The following is a 12,473-nucleotide window of genomic DNA, read 5'->3' on the forward strand; positions in this document are numbered from 1 at the left end:
CAACCATGAGGGTTTGTGCACACGTGAGGCACTCGGCACGCCTGGGCGCATGACACAGCCGCTGCCCACAGAGTCCATCCGCGATGTCCGGGCGCACCTGGCCGAGGTCGTGGAACGAGCCGACCGTGACGACGTACCCACGGTGATCACGCGCCGCGGCAAAGAGGTGGCTGCCGTGGTGTCCATCGACGTGCTCCGGAGATACCAGGAGTGGGAAGAGCGCGAGATCAACCGGATCATCGACGAGCGTATGGCCAATTCGGCGCCCGGCATCCCGATCGAGGACATCATGAGGGAGACGCTGGCGCGCAGTGAGTGAGTACCGCACCGTTTTCCGGCCCGAGGCTCAGACCGAGCTCCGCAAGGTCCCGCGAGACATGGCCCTCCGCATTCTGGCCAAGTTGACCGAGCTGGAGAGCGACCCGCTGGGATTGAACACCACCGCCCTCGTCTCCCAACCCGACCGCCGCCGCCTACGCGTGGGCGACTACCGCGTGATCTACGCGATCGACAACGGCGAGCTGGTGGTGTGGGCCGTGCACGTCGGACATCGCTCCACTGTGTACGACGCCTGAGCACGCCTGACGTCGGGTCAGGAGACCCAGCACGGGTTTCACGACCAAAAGGGCCCGACCCCGAAGAGCCGGACCCTACCTGACCTGCATGTTTGCCAGATCAGCGGCGTGGCGACACCTCAGCCGCTACACGTTGAACCGAAACGTGCACTACAACGCTCCCACCTGCGGAAACGCGGCCCTGGGGCGCCCAAGTCAGCACAGAATCAGCACGGGAACCTCAACTAGCACCCCTTTTTTGTCGCGAGGCGTCGAACGGCCGCCCCCAGCTCCGGTACCTGCGCCCGCCAACCGGCAACTGCGAGCTTCAGCTCGTCGCATGAATCGCCGGTCAGGAAGACGACATTGCAAGGCTGGCAGATCAGGAACTCGCGCCATATCTCGAATCGGCGGCGCGCGGGTTCCTTGTCCTTGATGACCTTGGATATGCGGACTGCGGCGAGCAGGAGAGCAGCCGCAAGGAGGGCGAGGTTCACCGGGTCGTCGGCAGGGTGATCGACGAAGTTTCAGAAGAGGAACAGAGCGGCTATCCCCACGGCGAAAATAAGCACCTGTGGGGAAACGTCACCGAGGCGCACTCGCCGAGGTGGAGCTAGGTATTTACCCAGAGCGGTTGTGCCCTGCCCGGTCACACTTACCGTGCCCACGCGCCCGCTGTAGGCGCCACTGTTGGCCTGGTGCAGCGCAGGCACGGCCGCTACCCCCTCGATCCTTCCGCAGTCGATGCACGGTTTCCGCTGCGCCACTGTGCCCCCTCGATCTCACCATGCCGTAAATGACACTCCCATCCGATAGCAGCTGGCCGACAGGACGCAAGTGGCAACGGCACGCATGATCAAGCCAGTTCGGCAAGAGCGAGGGAGCTGGCGCACCCGAACACTGACCACTCCGCTTCGACCTTGCCTAAACGACGTGACCGCCTAGCAGGTGATCGAGGGCTCAATAGCGCGGCATGTTCGGGATCGTCTTCTCCGCGAGCTCGATGAGTGCCTCCACCTTGGTCAAGTCGACCGCAACCTCCTCCGGCGTCACAGTAGGGGCCTCCGACGACCGGTACTCGACTTCGTTGCGCCGGGCTCGCATGCGGTTGAAGGGACGCAGTATGGACCCGAGCGGCGGGTCAAGCTGCGCTCGCACGGCCTCGTAGATGACGGTATGGCCACCACGGCTGGTCGCGCGCAGCCCCTGGTTCTGCAGTACCGCGGCCAACGCTCTGCGCGCGGCGTCATAGGCTAGCGTGTACGCGCCCTCCGGGTCCGTCGCCGCCAACTGCCGCGCGGATCCGACATGCGTACGCGCACGGACCAGTTCCACCTCGGCGGCCTGCTGAGAAGCGGGTACGCGTTCGAGCTGACCACCGCCGATGAGCGCATCGATCGTCGATCGCCCTTGATTCCAACGCGTCATTGCTCCTCCAGGTCAAGGTGCAACTGGACCAGCGGACGTTCCCGAACGCTGGTGAGGAACGGATCACCCGTGCGGGACTCCCACGCCTCGACTGAGACCCGATGGACGTTGACCTCTCGACCCAGCCGTCGAGACGCCTCCTCGGCAAGGTCGAAGAGCGAGTCGGCATCGGGATCCCCCACGACGAGGACATCCACATCGGCGGGCGGCGGCCCCGGCTCGCCGTTGTACCGAGCGGCCCAAGAGCCGTAGATGTACGCCTGCTGCACACCTTCAAGTCCGGCGAGCGCTTCGGTGAGCAACGGCAACGGACCGAAGGAGACGGACATGAGATCGCTCAGCGGACGATACAGCGGGGTGTCCGTTCGAGCCTTGACGAGGCGGCTGCGTCCCACTCGCCGATCGGTCAGGATGCCGCCGCCGGTCAACCGGTCAACCTCGCGCAGGACAGCGGTGGGTGTCACCCCGACGTCACTGGCGAGCTCAGTGATGCTGTACTCGCGCTCCGGGTGCAGCAGTACGAGGGCGAGGAGCTCGCCCTGCATGCGCGATCGGAGGATGGGGAGCAGACTTGGTGAGACTTTCATTGGGCGCAGGATATCAAGCACCCAATGAAAGTAACAATCAGCAGTCGCGCGCTTACCGACATCGCTTGAACGACCCCCCTCCAGCTACGCCCGAGGTCAGCACCAAGTCAGCACGGGAATGCGGAAGGGGTCGGACTCGACGGAGTCCGACCCCTTCCGACCCGCACACTTGACGAATCAGTTCACGTGGAGTACTTACGCGACTACACGTTGAACCGAAACTCCACCACATCCCCGTCCTGCATCACATAGTCCTTGCCCTCCATGCGTGCCTTACCAGCAGCGCGGGCCTCCGCCACCGACCCCGTCTCCACCAGGTCCTCGAACGAGATGACCTCGGCCTTGATGAAGCCCTTCTGGAAGTCCGTGTGAATGACGCCGGCCGCCTCGGGGGCCGTGGCGCCCTTCTTGATGGTCCAGGCGCGGGTTTCCTTGGGGCCGGCGGTGAGGTAGGTCTGGAGGCCGAGGGTGTTGAAGCCTACGTGGGCGAGGGTGGCGAGGCCGGGTTCTTCCTGGCCTACGGACTGGAGGAGTTCGAGGGCCTCCTCCTCGTCGAGTTCGGCGAGGTCGGCTTCCAGCTTGGCGTTGAGGAAGATGGCCTCGGCGGGGGCGACCAGGGCGCGCTGTGCGGCCTTGAAGTCCTCGTCGGTCAGCTCGTCCTCGTCGACGTTGAAGACGTAGAGGAAGGGCTTGGTGGTGAGGAGGTGGAGGTCGTGGAGGAGCTCCTCGTTGCCGGAGCCCTGGACGATGCCCTGCGAGAAGAGGGTGTCGCCCTTCTCAAGGATGGCCTTGGCCTCCTCGACCGCCTTGACCTTCGGGGCGACGTCCTTCTTGATGCGCGACTCCTTCTGGAGGCGCGGCAGGACCTTCTCGATGGTCTGGAGGTCGGCGAGGATCAGCTCGGTGTTGATGGTCTCGATGTCGTCCTTGGGCGAGACCTTGCCGTCGACGTGGACGACGTTCTCGTCCTTGAAGGCGCGGATGACCTGGCAGATCGCGTCGGACTCGCGGATGTTCGCCAGGAACTTGTTGCCCAGGCCCTCGCCCTCGGAGGCGCCGCGGACGATGCCCGCGATGTCGACGAAGTCGACGGTGGCCGGGAGGACCTTCTGGGAGTCGAAGATCTCGGCCAGCTTGGCGAGGCGGGGGTCGGGGACGCCGACGACGCCGACGTTGGGCTCGATGGTGGCGAACGGGTAGTTGGCCGCCAGCACGTCGTTCTTGGTCAGGGCGTTGAACATGGTCGACTTGCCGACATTGGGCAGACCGACGATTCCGATCGTGAGCGACACGGTGGCGACTTCCCGGAGAGGATGCGGGTGGACTGGGCGACGGTGCGTACGGCCCGCTGCGGGGCCGGGCGGCCGTAAGGGGTGCGGTCCATGGAGGACCGGACCGGTCGTCCAGTCTACGGGGCGGGAAAAGGGGTGGGGTGAGGGGCGGGAGGAGGCGGGCGGAGAGCGATTCCGGGCGGGGTTCGTGAGGCGCGTTCGTGGGCTTGACGGCGGGTACGCCCACGCTGCGTTACGGCCGTGGGGTGATTTGTACGCCGAATGGGCCGGTCAGGTCAGACAAAACGCGTGTCCTGTAACCGGTTGGTACCACTTGGCGGCCTACCGTTGCCGAGTGGAGCAACACAGAGCGCGCAGCCCCCAGCACAGCCCGCCCCGGACCGGCCGTCCGGCAGCGGGCCAGGACGCACGGCTTCCCCGCCCCGCGGAGGCCGTGCCGACGAACGCTCCGGAGGCCCGAGGTACCCGTGATGCCCGTAATGCCGTGAATGCGGCGGGCACTCCGGGAGCCCCTAGGGCGCCGGGCGGTCCAGGTGCCCCGCGCGGACCCGGAGCCGACGGGTTCGGCGAGGAGAGTGCGACCGTCTATCGGGTCCGCGCGCGCCGGAGCGGGCCGCTGGCTCCGCTGGCGGCGGCCGCCGCGCGGCTGCCCGCGCCCCGGCTCACCGGCCTGGGGTGCGGCCTGCTCAGCACCCTCGCCCTCGTCGTCTTCGCCTTCGCCGACCGGCTGCTGTTCGACGCCGCGCCGACGGCCTACGGGGTGTTCTTCGTCCTGGTGAGCGTGTGCGCCGGGCTGTGGGTACGGCCGTACGACCTGATCACGGCGCCGGTCGCGCTGCCCATCGCGTACACCGTCGGAACGGTGCCGATCAGCCACGACACGGGCGGCTTCGGCGGACTGCTGATGGGCGTCTTCACGGTGCTGGCGACGCAGGCGGGCTGGCTGTACGCGGGCACGCTGGCCTGTGCGCTGATCGTCCTCGTACGGAAGGCGGCGGCCCTGGCACGACGGCAGGCCGAACGGCTCGCGCGGCGGCAGGCGGCGCGTGCGGGAGGCCGGGCGCCCGCCCGGGCGCAGAGCGCCGGGAAGGAGCCGGGCGCGGCGCCGGAGCGCGTGCGCCGGCGTGCGGAGCAGGCACCGGGGCCGGGACAGCGCCCGGGACTGGGCCAGGGGCCGCACCGCCCCGGCCGCACACCCGGGCAGCCCGCCGCTCAGCGGGCGGGGCAGGTCAGGGATCGGCCGGCCAGCCGACCTGCGACGTAGCGGAGGGGGAAGGAGAAGTGCTGGGGGAGAGTGGGCCTGCTGCGGCCCCTGGGCCGGCGGGGGCCGCCGTGCCCTCCTGGCTCGCGGCCCGCGCGGCCATCGCCGCGCCCACGATGCCCGCGTTGTTCTGCAACTGGGCGGGCACGATCTCCGCCCGGATCCCCTCGATCAGCGGCAGGAACTTCGCCGCCTTGCGGCTGACACCGCCGCCGATCACGAACAGCCGGGGCGAGAAGAGCATCTCCACGTGGGCGAGGTACTTCTGCACCCGGTGCGCCCAGTGCTGCCAGCTCAGGTCCTCGTCCTCCTTGGCCTTGGTGGACGCGCGCTTCTCCGCGTCGTGGCCGTGCAGCTCCAGGTGCCCCAGCTCGGTGTTGGGCACGAGCTTGCCGTCGGTGAAGACGGCACTGCCGATGCCGGTGCCGAAGGTGAGTACGACGACCGTGCCCTCGCGACCCTTGCCCGCGCCGAAGTGCATCTCGGCCAGGCCGGCGGCGTCCGCGTCGTTGAGGACCGTGACCGGGCAGCCGCCGGTCCCGTCGCCGAGGCGGCCCGCCAGCAGCGCGGCCGCGTTCCGGTCGATCCATCCTTTGTCGACATTGGCCGCCGTACGGGTGACCCCGTCGGTCACCACGCCGGGGAACGTCGCGCCGACCGGCCCCGACCAGCCGAAATGTTCCACGACCTGCTGCACGCAGTCCGCGACCGCGTCCGGGGTCGCCGGACGCGGGGTCAGGACCTTGTACCGCTCGTCCGCCAGGTCACCGCGCTCCAGGTCCACCGGAGCGCCCTTGATGCCCGAGCCGCCGATGTCCACACCAAAGACCTTCATGCCTAGAGGCTAGGCGGGGTCGGGCCGGTTCACCCCTCGACTTCCGGGTCCGGCGCGTGGCCCGGCCGGACGGAGCGGCCCGGGGCGCCGCCCGGGACCTCAGCCCTCGGCGGCGGTCTTCGCCTCGGAGCGCAGGTCGCGGCGGAGCTCCTTGGGCAGGGAGAAGGTGATGGACTCCTCGGCGGCCTTGACCGTCTCCACGTCCTCGTAGCCGCGCTGGGCGAGCCAGTCCAGTACGCCGTGCACCAGGACCTCGGGGACGGAGGCGCCGGAGGTCAGGCCGACGGTGGTCACGCCCTCCAGCCAGCTCTCGTCGATCTCCTCGGCGCCGTCGACCAGGTGGGCGGCGCGGGCGCCGGCGCCGAGGGCGACCTCGACCAGGCGGACGGAGTTCGAGGAGTTCTTGGAGCCGACGACGATGACCAGGTCGGCCTCGGCGCCCATCTGCTTGACGGCGGTCTGACGGTTCTGCGTGGCGTAGCAGATGTCGTCGCTGGGCGGGGAGAGGAGATTGGGGTAGCGGCCCTTGATGGCGTCGACCGTCTCCATGGTCTCGTCCACCGAGAGGGTGGTCTGGGAGAGCCAGACGACCTTGTCCGGGTCGCGGACCTCGATGTTCTTCACGTCCTCGGGGCCGTCGACCAGGGTGATGTGGTCGGGGGCCTCGCCGCTGGTGCCAATGACCTCTTCGTGGCCCTCGTGGCCGATCAGGAGGATGTCGAAGTCCTCCTTGGCGTACCGGACTGCTTCCTTGTGGACCTTGGTGACCAGCGGGCAGGTGGCGTCGATGGTGGCCAGCTTGCCCTGCTTGGCCTCGTCGTGGACGACCGGGGCGACGCCGTGCGCGGAGAAGATGACGATGTTGCCCTCGGGTACCTCCGCCGTCTCCTCGACGAAGATCGCGCCCTTCTTCTCCAGGGTCTTCACGACGTACTTGTTGTGCACGATCTCGTGGCGCACGTAGACGGGCGCGCCGTACTGTTCCAGGGCTTTCTCGACGGCGATCACGGCACGGTCCACGCCCGCGCAATAACCACGCGGCGCGGCGAGCAGGACCCGGCGGCGGTCCTCGCGCGGTGCGGCGTCTCCGTCCGGAACGGTCTCGCCGTCCGGAACGGTGGCGGGCGACGGGCTGGGCGTAGCAGCAGTCATACGATCCATCGTACGGGGCCGACTTCGGGGTTCGTGCTGCCGCCGGGACGTGGCGAGGCGCGCGGCGTGCCCGGGGTGTGCCGGGGGCGTGCGGGTTCCGCTTCACGCGGGCGTGAGCGCCCCTCCGGCTCCCGCCGCGCCCCCGGTCCGGCCCCGTCCGCCTCCTCCTGACGCCTCCCCCGGCTGTCTCTCCGGGCGCGTCACCCCCGCCCGGGACGCGGCCTTGCCCGAAGCTGGGAGACAGCCGACGATCATCGTCGGCCGTACGTCCCCTGCTGGAGTGAACGCCATGAGCGCACCGTCCGAGCCGAACCCGCCCGCCCGCCGTTCACCGCCGCCCTCCCCCGAGCGCGCCTCGCGCGACGCCGCCTCCGACGCCTCGTCCGGGGCATCCGCCGCGCCCGACGGCGGTGGGCTCCGGCGCACGCTGTCCTTCCGCGACCTGGTCGTCTACGGGCTGCTGTTCATCGCCCCGATGGCGCCCGTCGGGATCTTCGGCACGCTCCAGGCCAAGTCGCACGGCGCGATCGCCGCCGTCTACGTGGTGGCGACGGTCGCGATGGCCTTCACCGCGTACTCGTACGCGCAGATGGTGCGGGTCGCGCCGCAGGCCGGGTCGGTCTTCACCTACGCGCGGGCCGGGCTCGGCGACGGGGCGGGCTTCGTCGCGGGGTGGATGGCGATGCTCGACTACCTGCTGATCCCGGCGGTGGCGTACCTCTTCTCCGGCATCGCCATGCACGCGCTGGTGCCGTCCGTGCACCAGTGGGTGTGGACGGCGCTCGCGGTGGTCGTCACCACGTTGCTGAACCTCCTGGGGGTACGGACGGCGGCGGTGGCCGGCTTCGTGGTGCTGGCGATGGAGCTGGCGGTGCTGGTGGTGTTCGTGGTGACGGCGGTGTGGGTGCTGGTCACGGACGGGGCGCAGCGCGGCTGGTCGGTGCCGCTGACCGGCGAGGGGGCGTTCTCCCCGAGTGCGGTGCTGGCGGCGGTGTCGGTCGCGGTGCTGTCGTATCTGGGGTTCGATGCGATCGCTTCGTTCGCCGAGGAAGCGAAGGAAGCGCCGCGCGAAGCGCGTCCAGGGAAGGGTGGTGGGCGACGGGCGGGCGGGGTACGGGTGGCGCGGGCCGTGCTGACCTGCCTGGTCGTGGCGGGTGTGCTGTTCGCCGTACAGACGTATTTGGCGGCGCTGCTGGCCCCGATGTCGGCGGCGGAGCTGGCGGACAAGCCCGCCGGGCAGGGTGACGCCTTCTACACGACGGCGGACGCGGCCGCCGGCGAGTGGCTGCAGAAGCTGGTGGCGGCGAGCAAGGCCATCGGGGCGGCGTTCGCGGCGCTGGCGGGGCAGGCGGCGGCCGGGCGGCTGCTGTTCGCGATGGCGCGGGACCGGCGGCTGCCGGGCGCGATGTCGAAGGTGGACGCGGGCAGCGGGGTGCCGCGCCGGGCGCTGCTGGGCGCGGCGGTGGTGACGCTGGTCGCGGCGGTGTGGGCGGCCCGCCGCGACGACGGGCTGGACCATCTCTCCTCGATCGTGAACGTGGGCGCGCTGACCGCCTTCGGACTGCTGCACGCCTCGGTGATCGGCTGGTTCTGGGTACGCAAGCGGGCCGGGCGGCCGAACGTCCTCAAGCACGTGCTGGTGCCGGTGCTGGGACTGGGTGTGGTGGTCGCGGTCGTCGTGGAGGCGTCCCGGACCGCGCAGATCGTCGGCGCGGTCTGGCTGGTGGTGGGGCTGGTGGTGCTGGGGGTGCAGTACGGGCGTCGAAGGGGCCGGACGGTGGACGGCGCGGCGGGTGGCTGACGGCGCGGCGGTCCGTACGGGTCCGGAGCAGCGACGGGTGGCTGCGGGGTGGCTGACGCCGCGCCCGGCCGTACGGGCGCGGAGCCGCGCGCCCCGGCGCTGTCAGTGCCGGGCTATACGCTCGTGGCATGAGTGTGAGGACGTCTGCGGAGGCGCCGATCCCCGTCGGCGAGGTGTCGCGGCTCATCGGGGGGTGGATCGACCGGCTGGGGGCCGTCTGGGTCGAGGGGCAGATCACGCAGTTGTCCCGGCGGCCGGGCGCCGGTGTGGTCTTCCTGACGCTGCGCGATCCGTCGTACGACATCTCGGTGAGCGTGACGTGCTACCGCCAGGTCTTCGACAAGGTCGCGGACGTGGTCAGCGAGGGCGCGCGCGTCGTCGTGCACGCCAAGCCGGAGTGGTACGCCCCGCGCGGCCAGCTCTCGCTGCGGGCCGCCGAGATCAAGCCGGTGGGCGTCGGCGAGCTGCTGGCGCGCCTGGAGCAGCTCAAGAAGTCCCTGGCGGCGGAGGGTCTGTTCCGGTCGGAGCGCAAGCGGGGGCTGCCGTTCCTGCCGCAGCTCATCGGCCTGGTCTGCGGCCGGGCCAGCGCCGCCGAGCGGGACGTCCTGGAGAACGCCCGGCTGCGCTGGCCGGCGGTCCGCTTCGAGGTGCGCAACGTGCCGGTGCAGGGCGTGCACGCGGTGCCCCAGGTGATCGAGGCGGTCAAGGAGCTGGACGCGCTCCCCGAGGTCGACGTGATCATCGTGGCGCGCGGCGGCGGCAGCGTCGAGGACCTGCTGCCGTTCTCGGACGAGCAGCTCGTACGGGCCGTGGGCGCCGCCCGTACCCCCGTCGTCTCCGCGATCGGCCACGAGCCGGACTCGCCCCTGCTGGACCTGGTCGCCGACCTGCGCGCCTCGACCCCGACGGACGCGGCCAAGAAGGTCGTACCGGACGTCGGCGAGGAGTTCGCCCGCATCCAGCAACTGCGCGAGCGGGCGCTGCGCGCGATCAGCGGCTGCCTGGACCGCGAGGAGCGGGGCCTGGCCGCGGCCCTGAGCAGGCCCTCCATGCAGCGGCCCCACCGGATGGTCGAGGAGCGCGAGGACCAGGTCACGGCCCTCCTGGAGCGCGGCCGGCGCACTCTGGGGCACCTGCTGGACCGCGCCGACTCGGAGCTGTCGCACACACTGGCGCGGGTCGTCGCCCTCTCCCCCAAGGCCACCCTGGAGCGCGGCTACGCGGTGCTCCAGAAGCCGGACGGCTCGGCCGTACGGTCGCCGGGCGAGGTCGCGCCGGACGACGAACTGCGGGCCCGGGTCGCCGAGGGCGAGTTCCGGGTACAGGTGTCCGGGAACGGCTCGCGGTCCGATGTCACACCCCCGGAATAGGGTGGGAACCATGGCGAAGGCGAAGACGGACGACGACACGGTGGCGGACGGCACGGCGGACGCGGCGCAGTCGGACGGGTCCACGCTCGGGTACGAACAGGCCCGGGACGAGCTGATCGAGGTCGTCCGCAGCCTGGAGGCCGGCGGGACCACGCTGGAAGAGTCCCTCGCGCTCTGGGAGCGCGGCGAGGCGCTGGCCAAGGTCTGCCGCCGCTGGCTGGACGGGGCACGGGCGCGCCTGGACGCGGCGCTGGCGGAGGAAGCGGAAGAGGACGAGGGAGAGGGCGGGACGGGGGAGGGCGCGGCCGGGTAGCGGCCGGGGAGCCAGGGGCCCGGGGGCCCGGGGGCCTGTCAGCTTCGCCGGCGCCCTGCGATGGGCTCTGGCACCCCCGCGCGCCCGGCGGCCGGCGGCCGGGCACTCAGGCGTTCGGATGCCCGGGCACCGAGCACCCGTAGCACCCGAGCACCCCTCAAGGCTCCCCCGGCACCCGCCCCCGCGCCGCCCTCAACCCTCCCCACCCCAAAGCACCGAAGCCCCCCCCGCAGCCCCCACCCCCTTGTGAATCGGGTCACGATTCCACCGCATTAGTTGAAACTTAATCTATCTTGGTTACAGTTGATGACGAACACGGAAATCCCGACTTACGAGGTGCCTTCATGTCTCTCGCGCTCGACGCCGCCGCCCAGGACCTCCTCTTCCGCGAGGCCCAGACCGCCAACTCCTTCACGGACGAGCCGGTGACGGACGAGCAGGTGCAGGCCATCTACGACCTGGTGAAGTTCGCCCCCACCGCCTTCAACCAGTCGCCGCTGCGCATCACGATGGTCCGTTCCGAGGACGCCCGTGAGCGCCTGGTGCAGCACGCGATGGGTGCCAACGGCCCGAAGACGCTGAGCGCGCCGCTGACCGTGATCCTCTCCACGGACCTGGACTTCCACGAGAAGCTGCCGACACTGTTCCCGCACGCCCCGGGCATCAAGGACACGTTCTTCTCCGAGGCCGCCGCCCGTGAGGTCGCCGGTGTCCAGAACGCCACGCTGCAGGCCGGTTACTTCATCGTCGGCGTCCGCGCGGCGGGTCTGGCCGCGGGCCCGATGACCGGCTTCGACTTCGCCGGCATCGACAAGGAGTTCTTCGGCGACGGCAAGCAGAAGTCCTTCATGGTCATCAACATCGGCAAGCCGGGCGCCGACGCGTTCTTCCCGCGCTCGCCGCGCCTGAGCTTCGATGAGGCCGTCACCACCGTCTGATCCGGCTGGGGGTCCGGGGGTCGCCCCCCGGATGACACAGCCCGCGCTCGCCGCGCCTTAGCTTCGATGAGGCCGTCACCACCGTCTGATCCGGCTGGGGGTCCGGGGGTCGCCCCCGGATGGACACAGCCCGCGCTCGCCGCGCCTGAGCTTCGACGAGGCCGTCACCACCGTCTGAGCCTGCGCGACCGCAGACACCACGAGGCCGCCGCCCCCATCCCGGGAGCGGCGGCCTCGTCGTACGTCCGGAAAGGCCGGCACATCGGCCCGCCGGTCACTCCTTCTTCGCCTCCAGCGAAGCCGCCAGCTCCGCCAGCCGCCCGTACGGCGCGGTGCCCGTGAGGACGGTCGTGACGCCCTCCTGCTCGCGCACCAGCGCGCGGTACTTCTCGCCCTTGTAGCGGTCCCACTTCGTGCCGCCGACGACCTGCTTGCCCGCGGCCTTCTCCGCGCCCAGCGTGACGTCCTGGATGAACTTCTTCGCGGGCGCGTCGCTCTGCTCCAGCGCCGCGTACTCCTGCTCCGGGTCGAGGAGACCCAGGTGCCAGGCGCCGCCCTTGCCGTCCTTGGTGGCCTTGTACGAGACGGAGGTGGCGCGCCAGCCCTCGGGCAGGCCCTTGGGCGCGGCGACCGGGTACGGCGCGGCGCGCCGGGCGGTCGCGAGCTCGACGCGGTAGTCGACCGTCTTGACCGCGTTCACCTCGGCGGTCCTGCTGTCGTTGTGCGGGATGAAGACATAGATGCCCGCGACGAGGGCGCCGATCACCGCCATCGACAGGATCATGTCCCGAACCGTCTGCTTGCCTCGCATACCTGCCACGCCTCTATGGTCCCCCATCGCCGGCTCCGCGAAGACACGCCCCCTGCCCTACGGGGGTCCGGCCCCGGCCACGCGGGAACTCGCCCGCATGGCTCCTTGTCGCCGCTCATGCGTAGGGCCCG

At 70.5% G+C, this 12,473-nt stretch carries 14 protein-coding genes; 7 read left to right on the plus strand and 7 right to left on the minus strand.

All coding sequences use genetic code 11. The features are described from left to right. Positions 1–49: 49 nt before the first annotated feature. A complete protein-coding gene (locus EJG53_RS14345) occupies positions 50–319 on the plus strand; it encodes a type II toxin-antitoxin system Phd/YefM family antitoxin (protein WP_125045170.1) in 270 nt (89 codons plus the stop codon). Further along, entirely contained in the window at positions 312–575 is a 264-nt protein-coding gene (locus EJG53_RS14350; protein WP_125045171.1) for a type II toxin-antitoxin system RelE family toxin, read from the plus strand. Before EJG53_RS14345 ends, EJG53_RS14350 begins: the two co-directional genes overlap by 8 nt. Before the next feature lie 224 nt (positions 576–799). Here the strand turns inward: EJG53_RS14350 and EJG53_RS14355 are convergent, their stop codons facing one another. The 4 genes from EJG53_RS14355 to ychF form a co-directional block, all read right to left on the minus strand. Continuing rightward, the gene (locus tag EJG53_RS14355) at positions 800–1,051 is read right to left on the minus strand and encodes a hypothetical protein (RefSeq protein ID WP_125045172.1); all 252 of its coding nucleotides are present in this window, start codon (positions 1,049–1,051) and stop codon (positions 800–802) included. Between the two features lie 463 nt (positions 1,052–1,514). Beyond that, entirely contained in the window at positions 1,515–1,982 is a 468-nt protein-coding gene (locus EJG53_RS14360; RefSeq protein WP_125045173.1) for a hypothetical protein, read from the minus strand. Further along, the gene (locus EJG53_RS14365) at positions 1,979–2,527 is read right to left on the minus strand and encodes an ArsR family transcriptional regulator (RefSeq protein WP_244955136.1); all 549 of its coding nucleotides are present in this window, start codon (positions 2,525–2,527) and stop codon (positions 1,979–1,981) included. The genes EJG53_RS14360 and EJG53_RS14365 overlap by 4 nt, the downstream gene beginning before the upstream one ends. A 245-nt stretch (positions 2,528–2,772) precedes the next feature. Next, positions 2,773–3,861, minus strand: a complete 1,089-nt coding sequence (gene ychF, locus EJG53_RS14370; protein WP_125045174.1) for a redox-regulated ATPase YchF — start codon at positions 3,859–3,861, stop codon at positions 2,773–2,775. A 484-nt stretch (positions 3,862–4,345) separates the two neighbouring features. Here ychF and EJG53_RS14375 point away from each other — a divergent pair, with 484 nt between their 5' ends. Beyond that, entirely contained in the window at positions 4,346–5,125 is a 780-nt protein-coding gene (locus EJG53_RS14375) for a DUF6542 domain-containing protein (protein WP_125045175.1), read from the plus strand. Here the strand turns inward: EJG53_RS14375 and ppgK are convergent. Beyond that, positions 5,091–5,957 (minus strand): polyphosphate--glucose phosphotransferase, encoded by an 867-nt coding sequence (gene ppgK, locus EJG53_RS14380; RefSeq protein ID WP_125045176.1) that lies wholly within the window; start codon positions 5,955–5,957, stop codon positions 5,091–5,093. The genes EJG53_RS14375 and ppgK overlap by 35 nt on opposite strands. A 99-nt stretch (positions 5,958–6,056) precedes the next feature. Further along, entirely contained in the window at positions 6,057–7,118 is a 1,062-nt protein-coding gene (locus EJG53_RS14385) for a 4-hydroxy-3-methylbut-2-enyl diphosphate reductase (protein WP_125045177.1), read from the minus strand. Between the two features lie 280 nt (positions 7,119–7,398). On the opposite strand from EJG53_RS14385, the gene EJG53_RS14390 reads away from it, so the two are divergent. The 4 genes from EJG53_RS14390 (at position 7,399) to EJG53_RS14405 (ending at position 11,531) form a co-directional block, all read left to right on the plus strand. Beyond that, positions 7,399–8,910, plus strand: coding sequence for an APC family permease (locus EJG53_RS14390; protein WP_244955137.1), 1,512 nt, complete (start codon positions 7,399–7,401; stop codon positions 8,908–8,910). A gap of 128 nt (positions 8,911–9,038) precedes the next feature. Next, positions 9,039–10,280, plus strand: a complete 1,242-nt coding sequence (xseA, locus tag EJG53_RS14395; RefSeq protein WP_125045178.1) for an exodeoxyribonuclease VII large subunit — start codon at positions 9,039–9,041, stop codon at positions 10,278–10,280. A 10-nt stretch (positions 10,281–10,290) separates the two neighbouring features. Beyond that, on the plus strand, positions 10,291–10,593 hold the full coding sequence (locus tag EJG53_RS14400; protein WP_125045179.1) for an exodeoxyribonuclease VII small subunit: 303 nt from the start codon (positions 10,291–10,293) through the stop codon (positions 10,591–10,593). A 344-nt stretch (positions 10,594–10,937) separates the two neighbouring features. After that, positions 10,938–11,531 carry a malonic semialdehyde reductase gene (locus tag EJG53_RS14405; protein WP_125045180.1) on the plus strand — a complete coding sequence of 198 codons (594 nt, stop codon included), beginning with the start codon at positions 10,938–10,940 and terminating at the stop codon, positions 11,529–11,531. Between the two features lie 274 nt (positions 11,532–11,805). Here EJG53_RS14405 and EJG53_RS14410 read toward each other — a convergent pair whose 3' ends face one another. Beyond that, entirely contained in the window at positions 11,806–12,342 is a 537-nt protein-coding gene (locus EJG53_RS14410) for a DUF4245 domain-containing protein (protein WP_125049368.1), read from the minus strand. Between the last annotated feature and the right edge of the window lie 131 nt (positions 12,343–12,473).

It is taken from the genome of Streptomyces chrestomyceticus JCM 4735 (assembly GCF_003865135.1).
Taxonomy (GTDB): Bacteria; Actinomycetota; Actinomycetes; order Streptomycetales; family Streptomycetaceae; genus Streptomyces; species Streptomyces chrestomyceticus.